Source organism: Streptomyces sp. NPDC003393, assembly GCF_053589015.1.
In genome coordinates, this window is sequence record NZ_JBSFRB010000049.1 from 14738 (window position 1) to 32514 (window position 17777).

Below are 17777 nucleotides of genomic sequence, written 5' to 3' on the forward strand. Positions count from 1 at the left end.
GGTGGCAGTGCTCACCACCACCGCCCGCAGGACTCCGGCCGCCCCCGCGCCCGGCGGCGGGCGCGGCCCGAGACCCGTCCGCCGCACCCCGCCGCTCGTCCTGGCGTTCGTCCTCATACCCCTGCTCGCCGAGGCACTGTGGGTCTTCTGGCCGGCCCTCCAGGGCTTCTACCTCGCCCTCACCTCCTGGGACGGCGTCTCCCCGCCCCGGTTCGTCGGCCTCGGCAACTTCCAGGAGATGGTGCACGACGAGATCTTCCGGACCGCCACGATCGACACCGTGCTGTGGCTGGTGCTGTTCGGCGGCCTGTCGGCGGTCCTCGGCCTGGCCGCCGCCCTGCTGCTCCAGCAGGAGCGCCGAGGCGTCGGCGTCTACCGCGCCGCCCTCTTCCTGCCCGTCGTCTTCTCCCTGGTGGCGACCGCCCTCGTCTGGCAGGCGATATACCAGCCCGACGGCGTGCTCAACCGGATCCTCCAGGGGGTCGGCCTCGGCAGTCTCCGCCACGCCTGGCTCGCCGACCAGGACACCGCCCTGTACGCGGTGATCGTGCCCGCCCTGTGGCGTCAGATCGGCTACGTCATGGTGCTCTACCTGGCCGGCCTCAAGGGCATCGACCCCTCGCTGTACGAGGCCGCCAAGATGGACGGCGCCGGGCGCTGGCAGCGCTTCCGGCACGTGACGCTTCCGCAGCTCCGCAGCGTCAACGCCGTCGTGCTGTCCGTCATCGTCATCGACTCGCTGCGCTCCTTCGACGTCGTGTGGTCGCTCACCCGGGGCGGCCCCTACCACTCGTCCGAACTGCTGAGCACCTACATGTACTCCACCGCCTTCCAGTCCCTGCGGCTCGGCTACGGCTCCGCACTCGCCGTCGTCATCTTCGTGCTGGCCTTCGGCGTCATCTGCTCCTACCTCGTCCGCGCGTTCCGGGAGGCCGACTGATGTCCGACGGCTCGACCGCCCTGAGGCGCAGGCGGGCCGCGACCGCCGGTTTCCACCTCGGCGCCGGACTGCTGGCCGCGCTCTGGCTGCTGCCCATCGCCCTGGTCCTCGTCACCAGCCTCCGCTCGTTCGACGACATCGCCGCCAACGGGCTCGGCAGCCTCCCGCACTCCTTCACCCTCGGCAACTTCCGTCAGGCCTGGGTCGACGGCGGCCAGCAGCGCGCCCTGATCAACAGCCTCGTCGTGACCGTCCCCTGCGTGCTGATCACTCTCGCGCTCGCCGCCATGGCCGCGTTCGCCCTCAGCCGCTACGAACTGCCGCTGCGCCGCAGCCTGCTGCTGCTCATGCTCGGCGGCAACCTGCTGCCGCCGCAGATCCTGCTGATCCCGGTGTCCAAGCTCAGCGAGATCATGGGCATCTACGACACCCTGCCGGCCCTCGTCGGCGTACAGATCGGCTTCGGCGTCGGCTTCTACGTCTTCGTCCTGCACGGCTTCATGCGGGCCATCCCCAACGAGATCCAGCAGGCCGCCGTCGTCGACGGCGCCGGCCCCTGGCAGATCTTCTGGCGGATCATCCTCCCGCTCACCCGTCCCGCGCTCGCCGCCCTGGGCGCGCTCGCCTTCACCTGGATCTTCAACGACCTGCTCTGGGCCATCACCGTCCTGCGCAGCGACACGAAGATGCCCATCACGGCCGCCCTGATCGGCCTGCAGGGACAGTACGTCTCCATGTGGAACGTGATCGCGGCCGGCTCCGTCATCGCCGCCGCCCCCACGGTGGCCGTGTTCCTGCGGTTCCAGCGCCACTTCGTGGCCGGCCTCAACCTCGGAGCAGTGAAGTGACTCCCTACGAACGCTGGACCCTCCGCACGGAGCACACCAGCTACACGGTGCGGCTCTCCCCGGACGGCCCCTGGGCGGAACTCGACGCCTGGGGACCCCTGGGCGCGGAGGACGGCCCGTCCGCCCTGGACTGGTCCCGGCGCACCCACTTCATCACTCCGGCCGACGCCGCCCCCGCCGAGTACCTGCCGCAGGGCCTGCGCCCCTTCACCGGCGCCGACCTCGTCGTGGGACACTCCGGGGACCAGCGCGGCGTGTGGTGGGAGTTCACCGGGGCCCGACAGGACGAGGACGGCCTGCGCCTGACGTTCACCGACGACGTCGCCGGACTGCGCACCGTGCTGTGCTACGCCACCGTCCCCGGCACCGACGTCGTCCTGCGCTGGACCGAGCTGACCTGCACCGGCGACGGCGAACTCCGCATGGAGCGCCTCGACTCGGGCGCGATCACCGTCCCCGTCGCCGACGGCGCCCGGCTCACCTACCTCACCGGCCAGTGGTCGCAGGAGTTCACGCACACCCAACTCCACCTCCGGCGCGGCACGTTCGCCATGGGCAGCACCCAGGGAGTCCCCGGCCACGCCTACGCCCCATGGCTCGCCGTCCAGGACGCGTCCCTGCCCGACGACGGCACCGCCCCCGCCTACGGCATCGCCCTGGAGTGGCCCGGCAACTGGCACATCACCGCCGAGGCCGAACCCGGCGGCGCCGTCCGTGTCCGCGCCGGCCGCGTCCCGCACGAGGGGGCCGTCGTTCTCCAGCCCGGCCAGACCCTCGCCACGCCCCGCATGGCCTGCGCGTTCAGCCCCGAAGGACGCGACGGCCTCGCCCGCGTCTGGCACCGCTACGAACGGCACCTCGGCGGCGACCGCCTGCACCGCACCCGCAAGGTCCTCTACAACTCCTGGGAAGCCACCGGCTTCGGCGTCGACGCGGCCGGCCAGCTGGAACTGGCCAAGACAGCCGCCGAGATCGGGGCCGAGCTGTTCGTCGTGGACGACGGCTGGTTCACCGGGCGCGACGACGACACCGGCGGCCTGGGCGACTGGTACCCCGACCCGGCCGAGTTCCCGCACGGCTTCGACCGGTTCGTGCACGACGTCCGCGCCCTCGGCCTCGGCTTCGGACTGTGGGTCGAACCGGAGGCCGTCAGCCCGAACAGCCGCCTGCACGCCGAACACCCCGACTGGGTCTACCGCGTCGAGGGCCGCCCCGGCCGCCTGGTCCGCAACCAGCTCCTGCTCGACCTCGGCCGCACCGATGTACAGGACTTCGTGATCGCCACCTTCGACCGGCTGCTGACCGAGTACCCGATCGAGTACCTCAAGTGGGACATGAACCGGCCGCCCACCGAGCGCGGCCGGCCCGGCGCCGGACCCGCCGACCGGCTCGACCTGGACGCCGGACACGTGGCCGGATACCTCCGCGTCCTGGACCACCTGCGCACCGCCCACCCGCACGTCACCGTCGAGGGCTGCGCCGGGGGCGGAGGACGTGTGGACCACGCCACCCTGGCCCGCACCGACGTGGTCTGGCCCAGCGACAACACCGCGCCCCTGGACCGGCTCGCCATCCAGTACGGCTTCCTGCACGCGCACGCCCCGCACGTGATGAGCTCCTGGGTCACCGACTCGCCCGGCGTGTTCGACCCCCGGCCCCGCTCCCTCGCCTTCCGGTTCGTGCTCGCGATGTGCGGCGTCCTCGGCATCGGCGCCGACCTGCGGTCCTGGAACCCGGCCCAGCGCGCCGAGGCCGCCCGCTGGATCGCCCGCTACAAGGAGATCAGGGACGTCGTCCACCACGGTGAGGTCCGCCTGCTCGGCACCCCCGAGGACCCGGTCTGCGGCGTCCAGTACACCGAGAGCCACGGCTCGCGCACCGTCGTCGCCGCCTTCAGCACCGGCGTCCTCGACGGCGCCCCGCTCGTGCCCGGCCGCCCCGCCCGGCTCCGGCTGCGCGGACTCGACCCGGCCGCCGCCTACCGGGACGAGGACACCGGCACCCACTACAGCGGCGCTCACCTGCTGCACTACGGTCTGCCGTTCGCCTGGACCGCCGACCACGACGCCCGGCTCGTCGTACTGACCCGCGATTGACCCCGCCCGTGCCCGCCCGCAAGGGCGCCCCCGGCGACCCCGCCCACGCCGTCACCAGGGGTCAACTGCCCCGCCTTCGCGCGAAGCCCGCCGTCGGGTACCGCCCGGGGCCCGCGTCGACGCCGACTGCCCCGACCCATCACGACCGCCGCCCGGCACCGGGTCTGCGAGGCCGACCGCGAACCGAGAAAGGCTCTACGACATGACGCCCTACGCACGCCGAGGCACCCACGGCCGGACCGTGGAGACGCTCGCGCGCCGCAGAGCGGGCGGTGAGCTTCCCGCGGGGACCGCGCCCGACCCGGTGCCGCGACGGACGACGTCCGCCCCGTCGCGACGTCCCGCACGCTTCCCCACTGCCTCGAGGGCGTGGCCGGTACCCCCACCCGCTGCACCCGCCCACAGCCCGAGCACATCCGGTACGAGGGCCTGCGGCCGGCCCACGGGGAGCACGCACCGGACGCCGCTCCTCGACGGGCCGGCCCACCGCGACATGCCGCGCCGGCGGTTCCCGGGCTGCACCGCCACGGCCCACCGGTTCCCCGCCCACGGCGCGGTCCCGGACGCCGAGCGGGACCGTGAACCGCCGGCCGCCGAGTCCGCCGCGCGCGTCCTGACCGACCCGGCCGGCCCCGACCCGGACCGGGTCGACACTTCCGACGACACGAAAGGCAACGGCGGCAAGTGAAGATCGCCCGCATCGAAACCTTCCTGGTCCCGCCACGCTGGCTGTTCTGCCGCGTCGAGACCGACGACGGCGTGGTCGGCTGGGGCGAACCCGTGGTCGAGGGCCGCGCCGAGGTCGTCGGCAGCGCCGTCGAGGTCCTCTCCGAGTACCTGATCGGCCAGGACCCGCTGCGCGTCCAGGACCACTGGCAGGTCCTCACCAAGGGCGGCTTCTACCGAGGCGGCCCTGTCCTGTCCAGCGCGGTCGCCGGACTCGACCAGGCCCTGTGGGACATCGTCGGCAAGACCTACGGCGCCCCCGTGCACGCACTGCTCGGCGGCCCCGTCCGCGACCGCGTCCGCGTCTACGCCTGGGTCGGCGGCGACGAACCCGCCCAGCTCACGGAGCAGATCACGGAGCAGGTCGAGGCGGGTTTCACCGCCGTCAAGATGAACGCGGCCGGACCCACCTCGCCCGTCGCCACCGCCGCCGAGACCGCCGCCGTCGTGGACCGCGTGGCCGCCGCCCGTGACGTGCTCGGCCCCGACCGGGACGTCGCCGTCGACTTCCACGGGCGCCTCGGCGCCGCCTCGGCCCGCCGCGTCCTGGCCGAACTCGCGTCGCTGCACCCGATGTTCGTGGAGGAACCCGTCCTGCCCGAGCAGAGCCACCTGCTGCCCGGCCTGGTCGCCGCCACTCCCGTTCCGCTCGCCACCGGCGAACGCCTGTACTCCCGCGCCGAGTTCCTGCCCGTGCTGAACGCCGGCATCGCCGTCGCCCAGCCCGACCTCTCGCACGCGGGCGGCATCACCGAGGTCACCCGTATCGCCTCCCTCGCCGAGACGTACGGCGCACTGCTCGCTCCGCACTGCCCGCTCGGCCCCATCGCGCTCGCCGCCAGCCTCCAGGTGGCCTTCGCCACGCCCAACTTCCTCATCCAGGAACAGAGCCGCGGCATCCACTACAACAAGGACGCCGACCTGCTCTCCTACGTCGTCGACCCCGAGCCGTTCCGCTTCACCGCCGGACACGCCCACCGCGGCGACGCGCCCGGCCTCGGCATCACCGTGGACGAGGCCGCCGTACGCGCCGCCCACCGCGGCGGGCACGCCTGGCGCAACCCCGTGTGGCGCCACGCCGACGGCTCGTTCACGGAGTGGTGAGCGTGCCCCTCGCCTTCACCACCGACCCGGCGCACGGCGGACGCTGGATCTCGCTGCGCGCCGCCGGCCGCGAATGGCTGTGGCACCGCCCGGACCCCGCACGCGAAGACGTCGCACCCGGCGACGCCTTCGTGGACGCGGGGGGCCTGGAGGAGTGCGTCCCCACCGTGCGCGGCACTCCCGACCACGGCGACGCCTGGTCCCGGCCGTGGACCCGGGACGACGACACCGAGCGCGTCGACTGTGGCGCGTTCGCCCTCGCCCGCACCGTCCGGACCACCGCCGATGGAATCGAGGCGGACTACACGCTCACCGCCGAGCCCGGCTACCGCTTCGTCTGGGCCGCCCACGCCCTGCTCGACCTCTCCGAAGGCGCCGAACTCCGGGCCCGTGCGGGCACACCCACCCGCGTCTTCCCGGAGGCGGCACCCCTGCTCGACGGCCCCTGGCCGGACGGCGCCCCCTGGGTGGAGGGGGAGTGGCCCGCACCGCGCGGACTGCGCCTGGACCGGTTCGGTGCCGACGACGGCAGCGCGGTCGGCGCCGTCGTCGCGGACGGCCGGGTCTGCGTCCATGACGGACCCGACCGGCTCGCCCTTGCCGTCGAGGCCGGGGGACAGCCGGTGTCCGTCGCTCTGTGGCGCAACCTGGGCGGCTTCCCCCGGCAGGACCCCTACCGCAGCACCGGAGTGGAACCGATGCTGGGCCGCACCTTCGACCTCGCCGAGGCCGGCCCCGGTGACGTGGCCCGCGTCCCCGCCTCCGGCGAGGTCCGCTGGCGGCTCGTCCTGACCGCGGGGTGCCGTTGCCCCTGATCAGGTGGGCGCGGCCACCGCCGGCCGCTGCTCAGTGCCCCCGAGGGCCGGTCTCGGTCGTGGGCCTGCCCAGGGTCTCCGACGCGGCTTCGGCGAAGTCGGTGATGAGGGGGGAGCGCCGGGACGCCACCCATGCCAGGGCCACCTCGCTGGGTCCGATGCCCTCGACGGGAAGCGGAACCACGTCCGGACGGGTGTAGAAGGTGGCGGTGGACAGCGGGATCACACAGATGCCGGCTCCGGAGGCCACCAGCTCCAGCTTCTCCTCCACCTGGCGGATCGCCGGAACCTCGGGGCGCCGCTTCTCGTGCAACTCCGACGCCACGTCACGCCACTCGGGGACCGCCTCCGGGTCCTGGAGCAGGTGCTCGGAGGCGAGGTCGCCGACGGTCACCGACGCCCTGTCCGCCAGGCGGTGGCCCGCCGGCAGCACGACGACCCGCGGCTCCTGGAAGAGCGTTCGCACCCGAAGGCCGTGCCGGTCGACGGGCAGTCGTACGACGCTGACGTCCGCCCGGCCGTCGAGCAGCACCTCCACCTGGTCGTCCCAGGTCGTGCGCAGCAGACGCACCGTGACGTCGGGGTGCCGCGAGGTGAAGACGGCCATGGCGGAGGTGACCGTGATGCCGGGCATGAAACCGATGGTCAGCGTGGGAGTGTCCCGCGCCGCCGCCTTCACCCGCCGAACCAGCGCTTCGGCCGAGGCGAGCAGCGGGACCGCGTCCTCCAGCAACTGCTCTCCAGCCGGAGTGAGCAGCGTGCCACGCCGATCGCGGTCGAAGACCGCGGCGCCCAGTTCGTCCTCCAGGCTGCGGATCTGCCGGGACAGGACCGGCTGGGCGATGTGCAACCGCTCGGCGGCGCGCCCGAAGTGGAGCTCCTCGGCCACCGCCACGAAATACCGGAGCTTGCGCAGATCCAGATCCACCCGGACTCACCGCTCACTTTCTCGATGCGACGACCCGCCTGGGCACCCGGTCGTCCCGGCAACGGCCGTCTCCGCCGCCATTGGAGACGGCCGAGGCACCGGATCACGAATCTACCGCCCTCGGCACGGCGAGCCGTCACGGACAGCGCCCGCCTCCCTCCCGACGGGGTCACTCACCGGCGGCGAGGACGGCCAGCGGGTCGGTGCGCACGGGGGTCCACCCCAGCTCGGCCTCGGCGCGTGCCGGGGTGAGCTGCTGGTCCAGGGCGAAGGCGTCCGCGATCGGGCCCATCCGTTCGCGGGCCTGCTCCAGGGTGATGGAGATGGTCTTGCCGTCGAGGCCGACGGAGCGGGCGACGGCCAGCGAGCACTCCTTGGCGGTGGGGTGCACGCCGCCCACGCCGGCGTACACCGAACCGGGCCCCGCCCCGAGTGCGGCGACGTACAGCTCCGCTATGTCGTCGACGTGGACCAGCGCCCAATGGTTCGCACCGTCGCCGATGACGGGGATGGCGCCCGCCTCCTTGCCCGGGGTGGTGTAGAAGATGTCGATCAGACGGTTCTCGCCGCCGTACAGCAGGCCGGGCCGCACCACCACGGGTCGGCCGCCCTGTCGCGCGCGCCCCAGGACGGCCTCCTCGACGGGCTTGCGCCAGGCGACCAGGGCCGGCGGGTTCCAGGGGGCGGTCTCGTGCACGACCCCGGCGGTGTCGCCGTAGACCCAGGTGCCGCCGGTGTGCACATAGGTGCCCGTCCCGATGCCGTCCTGCATGGCGGTGGCGGCCGCGAGGTCCTCGTCACCGGTCTCGGCCTGCGCCAGGTGGACGACCGCCTCCGCGCGGGCCGCCGCGGCGTTCAGTACGCCCAGGTCTCCCAGCCCACCGCGCACCGGCGTCGCCCCGAACGAGGCCACGGTCTCGGCGGAACGGTCGTTGCGGGCCAGCGCCTCGACGGTGTGTCCGTGGCGTACCAGCGCGCTGATCGTGGCCTTGCCGATGTATCCGGATCCGCCGGTGAGGAAGATCTTCATGGTCGATGGCTCCTGTCTCTCCAGTTCTGCGACGTCGCTGAACAGCCTGCGCCCGCGTGCGGACCCCCGTCCAAGACCTCTTTCGCCGCCTCTGATACCCGACGGGCATCACACGGCTGCCGCCGCCCGGATGCGTGTCCGGCGGGTGTCTGCGACACCGGAACCGGGTGTGACCGCAGACGCGTTGCCCAAAGATGTGGACGTGGCGTTCATATTCTGGTTATATGAACTCAGCGTTCATATTGAGCGAAAGGGAGAGACCCATGACCACCACCTCCAGCACGACTCCCCGCGTCGCCCTCGTCACCGGCGGTTCCGGCGGGATCGGCAAGGCCGTCGTCGAGCGGCTCGCCCAGGACGGCTTCGCCGTCGGGGTGCACTACGCCGGCAACAAGGCGAAGGCCGACGCCATCGTCGAAGAGATCACCGCAGCCGGCGGTAGGGCCGTCGCCGTCGGTGGGGACGTCGCCGACGAGCACGCGATGGAAGCGGCCTTCGACGCCGTCGAGACCGCGTTCGGCGGCATCGACGTCGTGGTCAACGCCGCGGGGATCATGGTGCTGGCACCGATCGCCGAACTCGACCTGGACGACCTGGACCGGATGCACCGCACGAACATCCGCGGCACCTTCGTCGTCTCCCAGCAGGCCGCCCGCCGCGTCCGCCCCGGTGGCGCGATCATCAACGTGTCCACCTCCGTCACCCGCACCCAACTGCCCACGTACGGCGGGTACGTGGCCAGCAAGTCCGCCGTGCAGGGCATCACGCTGATCCTCGCTCGCGAACTGCGCGGCAAGGACATCACTGTCAACACCGTCGCCCCCGGCCCGATCGCCACTCCGCTCTTCTTCGAGGGCAAGGACGAGGCCACCGTCGCCAACTTCGCCAAGGCCACCCCGCTGGAGCGGCTGGGCGAGCCCCAGGACGTCGCCGAGTCGGTCGCCTTCCTGGCCGGGCCCGCCCGCTGGGTCAATGGCCAGGTCCTCTACACCAACGGCGGCCTCGCCTGACGACCCCGGCCACCGACCCGGTGCCTCGACGAAGCCACCCCTGAAGGGAGCCACCCATGCCGTCCGTCGTTCTCATCACCGGTGCCGCGACCGGCATCGGCAACCTCACCGCACGTGAACTCGCCGCCGCCGGCCACACCGTCTACGCCAGCATGCGCGACGTCCGTGGCCGCAACGCAGGCCGCGCCGGGGAACTTTTGGAACTGGGCCGCCGCGAGGGACAGGACATCCGTGTCGTGGAACTCGACGTGCAGTCGGAGGCCTCGGCCGAAGCGGCCGTGGCGGCCGTCCTCGACGAGGCGGGCCGGCTCGACACGGTCGTCCACAACGCCGGACACCTCTGCGTCGGCTACGTCGAGGCGTTCACCCCCGAGGACGTCCACCGCCTGCTGGACGTCAACGCCGTCGGCATCCAGCGCGTCAACCGCGCTGTCCTGCCGCACATGCGCTCACGCCGCTCCGGCACCCTCCTCTACGTCGGCAGCACGACCTCGGTGGTGGTGCCGCCCTTCCTGGGCCCCTACGTCGCCTCGAAGTTCGCCGCGGACGCGCTCGCCCAGGTCACGGCGTACGAGGTCGGCCAGTTCGGCATCGAGACGACCATCGTGATGCCGGGACCCTTCACCCGGGGAACGGAGCACTTCCCCAACGCCGGCCACGCCGGTGACACGGAACGCAGCCGCGCCTATGCCGCGCTGGACGCGAGGGTGTCCCGCAACGAGGAGGCCACGGAGGGACTGTTCCCACCGGGGGTGGACGCCCACCCGCGTGCCGTGGCCGAGGAGATCGCCCGTGTGCTCGCCCTTCCGCCCGGCACCCGCCCCTTCCGGACCGTCGTCGACTTCAGCCAGGCCGGTGTCGAGGAGGCCAACGAGGTCCTGCGCCGGGCCCAGGAGGAGTTCGTCACCCGCCTCGGCTTCGGCGAGCTCCTCCACGTCAAGGGAGCACCGTCCTGACCACCCGCCGACGGCTACCTACACTGATCGGGTCCGGGCACGACCGAGGGAGAGACATCGTGACGAGGCAGGCCGAGGGCGCCGGCGAGCGCCCGGCCCGCGGGCGCGGCCGCCGCCCGGCCGACGAGGTCCGCGCGGACGTCTTCCGCGTGGTCGGGGAGATCCTCCTGCGGGAGGGGATCGCCGACCTGACCTTCGAACGAGTGGCCCGTCTGTCCGGTGTCAGCAAGACCACGCTGCACAAGTGGTGGCCCTCCAAGGGCTCCCTCGCCCTGGACGGCTACTTCCACGCCGTGGAGCAGACCCTCGCCTTCGAGGACTCCGGTGACATCCGCGCCGACCTCACGAGCCAGCTCCGTGCGTTCGCTCGCATCATGACCCGCACACCGGCCGGCCGGGTGGTGACCGAGCTGATCGGCCAGTCCCAGACGGACGAGAACCTGGCGACCGCCTTCCGCTCGCTGTACTCCTCCGAACGGCGACGGCTGGCGGGCGAGCGCCTGAAGCGTGCCCAGGAGCAGGGCCAGATCCGGGACGAGGTCGACGTCCAGGTCCTCGTCGACCAGCTGTGGGGCGCGGTCTACCACCGCCTGCTGATCCCGGACGAGCCCGTGACCGACGACTTCGTCGTCGCCCTGGTCTCCAACCTCATCGACGGCATCGCGCCGCCCCCTCGATGAGTCTCGGGTGGTCCGGGGCGCGGACGGAGTCAGGGCGACGACGCCGTGTCAGCCGCTCTCCGGATCGCCGCCGGCGTCGAGCGGCCTCCCGCTCGGCCGTCCGCGGCACCACGCCTCGTACGTCCCGATGCTGAGCGAACCTCAACTCGCCGCCGGCGCCGTCGTCCCCGCGAGCGAGGTGGCGGAATGATCGACCTCGGCGGCGTGTTGCCCCGGGTATGAGCGAAGCGGTAGTGGCGAGCGCGTACGGCGGCCCCGAGGTCCTGTCGGTGATCGATGTCGACGTTCCGGAACCCGGGCCCGGCACGGTGCGTATCGCGGTCCGAGCGGCCGGTGTCAATCCCTTCGACCACAAGATGTACAGCGGCGCCTTCGGAACAGATCCGGCGAAGCTGCCCATGCGGCTGGGCGGCGAGGCGGCAGGCGTCGTCACCGCGGTGGGACCCGAGGCGACCGGTCCGGCAGGCCCCGTCCGGGTGGGCGACGAGGTGATCGCCTATCGCGCGCCCGGCGCGTACGCCGCGGAACTCGTCGTACCGGCCGCGTCCGTGGTGCCGAAGCCCGCCCAACTGTCCTGGGAACAGGCCGGCGGGCTGATGGTCGCCGGCGCGACCGCCGTCCACGTCCTGGAGGCGATCGGACTTCGCGAGGGCGATACGGTGCTGATCCACGGGGCCGCGGGAGGGGTCGGCCTGGTGGCCGTCCAACTGGCCGTGGCACGCGGCGCCACCGTCGTCGCGACGGCAAGCCCGGCCAAGCACGAACTGCTGAGGGACCTGGGTGCGATCCCGGTCGCCTACGGGCCGGGACTGGCGGACCGCGTACGGGTGGCGGCGCCGGAGCGGGTCCACGCGGCGGCCGACCTGGTGGGCACCGACGAGGCGGTGGACGTCTCGGTGGAACTCGTGGCCGACCGTTCCCGCATCGCCACCATCGCGGGATTCGAGCGCGGGGCCAGGACCGGGATCAAGCTCCTCGGCGGCGGGCCCGGCGCCGACCCGGGCACCGACATCCGGGCGGCGGCCCGCCTGCACCTCACGGAAGCCGCGGCAGCAGGACGACTGCGCATCCTGATCGCATCCAGTCACCCCCTGCGGGCGGCGGCCGCAGCCCACCGTGAGCTCATGGCCGGTCACACCACCGGGAAGATCGTCCTGGTGCCGTGACCCACCTCCGATCAGCCCGCAACGGCCCGGCACAGGTGCTCGCTCGCGTTCCGGCGCGACGGAAGTTCAACGGGGAGGGCGGACCTCGCACCCACCGCGAGCCGGTGGCTGCGAGGGGGCGTCGGCTCACCGCGTGCCGGTGGGAGTGACCAGGCGGCCCCCGACAAAGGTGTGCGTGGGGTTGAGGTCGCGCAGGGCGTCCCCGGGGCAGCGGGCGGGGTCCTGGTCCCAGACGGTGAGGTCGGCGAGGCGGCCGGGGGTGAGGGCGCCGCGCAGGTGTTCCTCGCCGGTCAGGCGGGCGGCGCCCGTGGTGTGAAGGGTGAGGGCTTCCTCGTAGGTGATGGCGTGCTCGGGGCCCTTGACACCGATGACGGTCTGCCGTGTGGTCATGCCCCAGATGGAGCGCATGGCGCCGAACCGGCCGACGGGGAAGTCGGATCCGGCGCTGATGTCGGCGCCCAGGTCGATCCAGCCGCGCGCGGGAAACAGGCGGGCGACGCGTTCGGGGCCCCAGAAGCCCTCCTCCACCTCGGCGGTGTCGTGCAGCAGCGGCTGCTGAATGGTGACGGGGATGCCCAAGGCGACTGCGCGGGCCTGCTGTTCGGGTCCGGCGAGGCCGCCGTGTTCCATCACCAGCGTGCCGGCGGGCAGACCGGGGTTTCGTTCCAGGACCCGCTCGTAAACGTCCAGGAGCGTGCGCACCGCGCGGTCGCCGTAGGCGTGCGTGCCGACCCGCCGGCCGCGCCGCACCACCGCCTCGACCGCCTCGGCCAGCGCGTCCGGCTCCCAGATCAGGATCCCGGAGAAGGTGTGGTCGCAGGCGTACGGCTCCTCGGTGGCCCCGGCCTCCAGACCGCCGTCGAGGCCGAACTTCACACCCCACACCGACAGCCACGGGTCGGAGGTGTCACGCCACTCCTCCATGACGTCGAGCAGGTCCTCCACCTGTGCGGCGCTGGTCAGGCCGAGCGCCGAGACCAGCGCCCGCACCCGGGTGCTCAGCGCCCCTGCTTCCCGGGCGGCCAGGAGAACGGCGTAGTCCTCGGGGGTCACCGCACAGTCGCGAACGGTCCCGATGCCCGTGGCGGCGTAGTCGCGGCCGGCCAGGCGCAGTCCGTCGATGCGCTCCGTCCGGTCCGGGGCCGGGACGAGGTGCTCCACCAGGTACAGGGCGTTGTCGATGAGCCGTCCGTCGAGCTTGCCGTCGGCGCCGCGGCCGATGGTGCCGCCCGGTGGTGCGGGGGTGTCCTCCGTGAGGCCCGCCAGCCGCAGCGCGTAGGTGTTGACGACGTCGTTGTGACCACCGCGCTTGACGAGGACCGGGTGCCGGTCGGAGGCCTGGTCGAGTTCGGCCGCGGTGGGCATGCGGCGCTCGGCCAGATTGAGTTCCTGCCAGTTCGCGGTGGTGCGGATCCACTCGCCCTCGGGGGTGACGGCGGCCCGCTGCCGGATCAGGTCGAGGAACTCGGGGATGTTCCGGGCCCGGTGGACGGGGACGTCATGGGCACCGAGCGCCGCGAAGATCAGGTGGGTGTGGGTGTCGTCGAAGGCGGGCAGCACGGTGGCGCCGGGCAGGTCATGGACCTCTGTGTCCGCCCGCACCAGGTGGTCGAGGCCGTGCGGGTCGGCGGACACGGTGGCGATCCGGTCGCCGCGCACGGCCAGCGCCCGCTGCGGGGCCTGACCGGGGACCAGGGTGTGCACCGTGCCGGCGCGGATCAGCAGGTCGGCTCCGTGGTCAGTCATCGTCTTCTCCCTCGTCTCGCTCGGTGACGAGACTGTTGTAGAAGGGGTGCGGTGATCCAGCACCGAACCGATGTGCTCTGCGCGGGAAACACGCCGGCAGTGCCGCTTGTCATGCCTATCGTGCGACACGTGCTCGACAGGACCGATCGGCGGATCGCGGCCGCCCTGGTCGCGGCGCCGCGTGCCTCCTGGCGTGTGAGGTGGCCCGCTGCCTGGGGCTGTCCGAGCGGACCGTCGTACGCCGTGTCGCCCCGCTCTACGCCGACGGCACCCTGCGCGCCACCGCCGTGCGCACCCCGGCGCGCTTCCCGCACCTGATCCCCATGGCCCTGCGCATCCGGTGCCGTCCCAACAAGATCTGTCCGGTCGCCCAGGCGCCGGCCCTCCGCACGGACACCGTCCGGGTCGACATCCTCGGCGGCGGCGACGAGATCTCCACGATCTTCTTCCTGCACGGTCCGGAGGTCCGCAACAACCTGCTGCCGGCGACCGTCAAACGCACCGGACTGATCCGCCGCTGACACCGGCGACGGTGCCTCGAAACATGCCCGCACGACAGGCGCTCGGTCTGCGGACGCCGCCGGATGTCCGATTCACGATCCGCTGGACAGGCTCTGGCCGACGGCGTGGCAGCGGATGCGGTCGATCATCGCGTTCAGAACGGCTTCGAGGGCAACGGTGTCGCGCCGCATCTGCGTCATGAGCAGACCGCCTTGCAGCGCGGTGAGCAGGGCCATGGAGAGGTTTCCGGCATCGGCTTCCGCATCCAGTTCGCCGCGCTCCTGCATGGACACCAGCCCGTCGCGGATGGCGTCCTCCCACTGTGCGTAGCCCGCCGCGAGCTTCGTGCGGGCCTCCGGATCCACGTCGGACAGTTCGGAGGCCAGGGATCCGATGGGGCAGCCGCCCCGGCAGTCGCGCGCATGCTGCGCCTGGACGACGGCATCGCGCCACGCCTCCAGCGCCTCGAAGCTGTCCAGGCGGTGCAACAGGGGGCGTTGGAATCCCAGAACGTGCTCGGTCTGGTACTCGATCACCGCCTGGACCAGGGACTTCTTGTCGCCGAAGTAGTGGTACAGCTGCGACGGACTGGTCACCCGGGCGGCCGTGAGGATGTCCTCCGTGCTGGTGCCCGCCACCCCCTGGTCGTACATGACGGCCGCGGCCGCCGCCACGATGCGGTCCCGCGTGGCACGCCCCTTCGCCGTCAGGCGCCGCGTCTGAGTACTGCTGCTCACCCGGTCAGGTTAACAGCCCGGCTCCCATTTTTAGAGTTGACATTCTAATCTGCGGCAGCCAGATTGGAGCAATCGATCCAAAACCGATTCCCGGGCCCTTCACCGCTTCCCCTCGGAGCGGCCCTTCGCCGTTCTCCCTCGTAGCAAGGACGGACATGACCAGTCCCATAGCCGATCAGGTGGCTGCCCTCACCGAGACCATGGCCACGCAGGTGCCGGCCGAGGCGCTGGAGGCCTTCCGCGCCGAACAGCTGAAGCTGGACGCCACCACGGTGCCGGACGGCGTCGCTGTGCCGGGCACGGCCATGCCGGAGGCCCAGCTGCTGGACGCCCACGGAAACCCGACCACCCTGCGGGCGACGCGCGCGGGCCGGCCCGCCGTCATCGTGTTCTACCGGGGTGCTTGGTGCCCGTACTGCAACGTCGCTCTGCGCACCTATCAGCGCGAGCTGGCCCCGGAGCTGGAAGCGCGGGGCGTCGCCCTGATCGCCGTCAGCCCGCAGACGCCGGACGGTTCGCTGACCATGGCCGAGACCCACGCGTTGTCCTACGCCGTCCTGTCCGACCCCGGCAACGTGCTCGGCCACGCCCTGGGCATCGTCACGCGGCCCGACGACCGGACCCTGCAAGCCCAGGCATCCCTCGGTCTGGACTTCACCGAGGTGAACGCCGACGGTACCGCTGACATCGTCATGCCGACGGTGGTCGTCGTCGATGCCGAGGGTGTGGTGCGCTGGATCGACGTCCACCCCAACTACGCCACCCGCACCGAGCCCGACGAGATCCTCGAGGCCGTCTCGCGGACGGCCGCCTGAACCGCCCCGCACGTCCCGGCGTGCCGAAGCCCCGGCACGCCCCCTTTCCGAATGGAGCAGTACGTGTCCCTGTACGGCAAGACCGCCCTGGTCACGGGCGCGGGCCGAGGAATCGGACGAGCCCTCGCCATGGGCCTGGCCGAGTCCGGCGTCCGTGTGGCGTGCGTAGCGCGCAGCCAGGACGAGCTCTCCCGCACCGTCCAACTCGTCGCAGCCCGCGGTGGCAGCGCCCTCGCCGTCCCCGCGGACCTGGGCGATCCCCGCACGGCGCCGGACGTCGTGCGGCGGGTGACCGCGGAGCTGGGGAGCCCTGACATCCTCATCAACAACGCGGCCACCGTCGAACCGCTCGGCCCGAGCATCGACATGGCGCCCGAAGCGTGGGAAGCGGCGTTCCGCCTCAACGTGATCACCCCTGCCGCGCTGTCCGCGGCAGTGCTGCCCGGGATGACCGCGGCAGGATGGGGCCGCATCGTCAACGTCTCGAGCGGGGTCGTCACCCGCCCCGGGACAATGATCGGCGGCAGCGCCTACGCGGCCACCAAGGCAGCTCTGGAAGCCCACACGCTGAACCTCGCCTCCGAACTGGCGGGCACGGGCGTGACGGTCAATGTCTACCGGCCCGGCTCCGTGGACACCGCCATGCAGGACCTGATCCGCCGTACCGGAGAAGGGCGTCTCGATGAGGCCACCCACACGCGGTTCGTACGCAGCCACGAGGAGGGCAAGCTGATCAGCTCCGACGACTCCGCGCGCGCCCTCGTAGCCCGGCTCGCCGACGACGCCACCGGCCAGGTCTGGGACGTCCATGACTCCCGCTGACAGCAGCACGGCCGGCTCCCGTCGCCGCGCGCCCGATGCATCCCGGCCCTGCCCCGCCCGCCCCGCCCCGACATGGAACGGATGATCTGCCGTGACCCGAGTACTGGCGTTCGACGTCAACGAGACGCTCCTGGACCTGAGAGCACTGGACGAGCCGTTCGAAAAGCTTCTGGGCAACGCGGCACTCCGACCGCAGTGGTTCGCCCAGATGCTGCAACTGTCCTTCGTCGGCGGTGTCACCGGCTCCTACGTCGATTTCACCACGGCCCAGCGAGCAGCCCTCCGGATGATCGCCGAACGTGAGGGCGCGTCGCTGAACGACGAGCAGGTCGACGCGACGGTGGCTCTGATGAGTTCACTGCCGCCCCACCCCGAGGTGCCCGCGGCCCTGGAACGGCTGGCAGCCACCCCCCTGCGCCTGGTGGCCCTCACGAACTCCGTCCAGGACGTGGCGGAACAGCAACTGCGCAACGCCGGAATCCGGGACCTCTTCGACCGTGTGATGTCGGCCGACACCGTCCGCCGGCTGAAGCCCGCACCCGAGCCCTACCTCGCGGTCGCCACCGCGTTCGACGTCCACCCCGCCGACGTACGCCTGATCGCCGCCCACGCCTGGGACGTGACAGGCGCCCTGCACGCCGGCTGCAAGGCGGCGTTCCTGCAACGCTCCGGCGCCGTGCTCAGCCCCATCGGCCCCCGGCCTGACATCGTCGCCGACAACCTCGACGATCTGACCGACCTCGTCATCGAACGCGACTGCCGCTGAACGGCGACTCCCCGGCCGGCACTTCTCGACGGCCGGGGCTGACGTCCTGGCGCGGCCGGTGCCGGCACCATTCGGCCCGGCCGCGTCCGAT

Annotated in this window: 18 protein-coding genes; 14 read left to right on the forward strand and 4 right to left on the reverse strand. The window is 72.3% G+C overall.

Features of this window, described 5'->3' with window-relative positions:
• Position 1 precedes the first annotated feature (1 nt).
• The 6 genes from ACWDUZ_RS33150 (at position 2) to ACWDUZ_RS33175 (ending at position 6529) form a co-directional block, all read left to right on the forward strand.
• Positions 2–940, forward strand: a complete 939-nt coding sequence (locus tag ACWDUZ_RS33150) for a carbohydrate ABC transporter permease (RefSeq protein ID WP_451635552.1) — start codon at positions 2–4, stop codon at positions 938–940.
• A complete protein-coding gene (locus ACWDUZ_RS33155) occupies positions 940–1788 on the forward strand; it encodes a carbohydrate ABC transporter permease (RefSeq protein ID WP_451635512.1) in 849 nt (282 codons plus the stop codon). The genes ACWDUZ_RS33150 and ACWDUZ_RS33155 overlap by 1 nt, the downstream gene beginning before the upstream one ends.
• A complete protein-coding gene (locus ACWDUZ_RS33160) occupies positions 1785–3884 on the forward strand; it encodes an alpha-galactosidase (RefSeq protein ID WP_451635513.1) in 2100 nt (699 codons plus the stop codon). Before ACWDUZ_RS33155 ends, ACWDUZ_RS33160 begins: the two co-directional genes overlap by 4 nt.
• A 493-nt stretch (positions 3885–4377) precedes the next feature.
• Complete coding sequence (locus ACWDUZ_RS33165; RefSeq protein WP_451635514.1) at positions 4378–4572, forward strand: hypothetical protein; 195 nt, start codon at positions 4378–4380, stop codon at positions 4570–4572.
• Complete coding sequence (gene dgoD / locus ACWDUZ_RS33170; protein WP_451635515.1) at positions 4569–5714, forward strand: galactonate dehydratase; 1146 nt, start codon at positions 4569–4571, stop codon at positions 5712–5714. Before ACWDUZ_RS33165 ends, dgoD begins: the two co-directional genes overlap by 4 nt.
• Positions 5711–6529, forward strand: coding sequence for a hypothetical protein (locus ACWDUZ_RS33175; protein ID WP_451635516.1), 819 nt, complete (start codon positions 5711–5713; stop codon positions 6527–6529). The genes dgoD and ACWDUZ_RS33175 overlap by 4 nt, the downstream gene beginning before the upstream one ends.
• A 31-nt stretch (positions 6530–6560) precedes the next feature.
• Here ACWDUZ_RS33175 and ACWDUZ_RS33180 read toward each other — a convergent pair whose 3' ends face one another.
• Both ACWDUZ_RS33180 and ACWDUZ_RS33185 read right to left on the reverse strand, forming a co-directional pair.
• A complete protein-coding gene (locus ACWDUZ_RS33180; RefSeq protein ID WP_451635517.1) occupies positions 6561–7457 on the reverse strand; it encodes a LysR family transcriptional regulator in 897 nt (298 codons plus the stop codon).
• Between the two features lie 169 nt (positions 7458–7626).
• A complete protein-coding gene (locus tag ACWDUZ_RS33185; protein ID WP_451635518.1) occupies positions 7627–8487 on the reverse strand; it encodes an NAD-dependent epimerase/dehydratase family protein in 861 nt (286 codons plus the stop codon).
• A 263-nt stretch (positions 8488–8750) separates the two neighbouring features.
• Between ACWDUZ_RS33185 and ACWDUZ_RS33190 the strand changes: the two genes are divergently transcribed.
• From ACWDUZ_RS33190 to ACWDUZ_RS33205, 4 genes are all read left to right on the forward strand, one after another.
• On the forward strand, positions 8751–9497 hold the full coding sequence (locus tag ACWDUZ_RS33190) for an SDR family oxidoreductase (RefSeq protein ID WP_451635519.1): 747 nt from the start codon (positions 8751–8753) through the stop codon (positions 9495–9497).
• A 56-nt stretch (positions 9498–9553) separates the two neighbouring features.
• Positions 9554–10453, forward strand: a complete 900-nt coding sequence (locus tag ACWDUZ_RS33195; protein WP_451635520.1) for an SDR family NAD(P)-dependent oxidoreductase — start codon at positions 9554–9556, stop codon at positions 10451–10453.
• 59 nt (positions 10454–10512) lie between these two features.
• The gene (locus ACWDUZ_RS33200; protein WP_451635521.1) at positions 10513–11133 is read left to right on the forward strand and encodes a TetR-like C-terminal domain-containing protein; all 621 of its coding nucleotides are present in this window, start codon (positions 10513–10515) and stop codon (positions 11131–11133) included.
• Between the two features lie 233 nt (positions 11134–11366).
• On the forward strand, positions 11367–12299 hold the full coding sequence (locus ACWDUZ_RS33205) for a quinone oxidoreductase family protein (protein WP_451635553.1): 933 nt from the start codon (positions 11367–11369) through the stop codon (positions 12297–12299).
• A gap of 126 nt (positions 12300–12425) precedes the next feature.
• Here ACWDUZ_RS33205 and ACWDUZ_RS33210 read toward each other — a convergent pair whose 3' ends face one another.
• Positions 12426–14045: an amidohydrolase gene (locus tag ACWDUZ_RS33210; protein WP_451635522.1), complete on the reverse strand. Its 1620-nt coding sequence runs from the start codon at positions 14043–14045 to the stop codon at positions 12426–12428.
• Between the two features lie 200 nt (positions 14046–14245).
• On the opposite strand from ACWDUZ_RS33210, the gene ACWDUZ_RS33215 reads away from it, so the two are divergent.
• The gene (locus tag ACWDUZ_RS33215) at positions 14246–14566 is read left to right on the forward strand and encodes a hypothetical protein (protein WP_451635523.1); all 321 of its coding nucleotides are present in this window, start codon (positions 14246–14248) and stop codon (positions 14564–14566) included.
• 72 nt (positions 14567–14638) lie between these two features.
• On the opposite strand, the gene ACWDUZ_RS33220 is transcribed toward ACWDUZ_RS33215, so the two are convergent.
• Positions 14639–15283, reverse strand: coding sequence for a TetR/AcrR family transcriptional regulator (locus ACWDUZ_RS33220; protein WP_451635524.1), 645 nt, complete (start codon positions 15281–15283; stop codon positions 14639–14641).
• A 155-nt stretch (positions 15284–15438) separates the two neighbouring features.
• Between ACWDUZ_RS33220 and ACWDUZ_RS33225 the strand changes: the two genes are divergently transcribed.
• The 3 genes from ACWDUZ_RS33225 to ACWDUZ_RS33235 all read left to right on the forward strand — a co-directional run bounded on the left by ACWDUZ_RS33225 (position 15439) and on the right by ACWDUZ_RS33235 (position 17686).
• Positions 15439–16098 carry a peroxiredoxin-like family protein gene (locus ACWDUZ_RS33225; protein WP_451635525.1) on the forward strand — a complete coding sequence of 220 codons (660 nt, stop codon included), beginning with the start codon at positions 15439–15441 and terminating at the stop codon, positions 16096–16098.
• Positions 16099–16149: 51 nt separating this feature from the next.
• A complete protein-coding gene (locus tag ACWDUZ_RS33230) occupies positions 16150–16920 on the forward strand; it encodes an SDR family NAD(P)-dependent oxidoreductase (RefSeq protein ID WP_451635526.1) in 771 nt (256 codons plus the stop codon).
• 91 nt (positions 16921–17011) lie between these two features.
• Complete coding sequence (locus tag ACWDUZ_RS33235; protein ID WP_451635527.1) at positions 17012–17686, forward strand: haloacid dehalogenase type II; 675 nt, start codon at positions 17012–17014, stop codon at positions 17684–17686.
• Positions 17687–17777 lie beyond the last annotated feature (91 nt).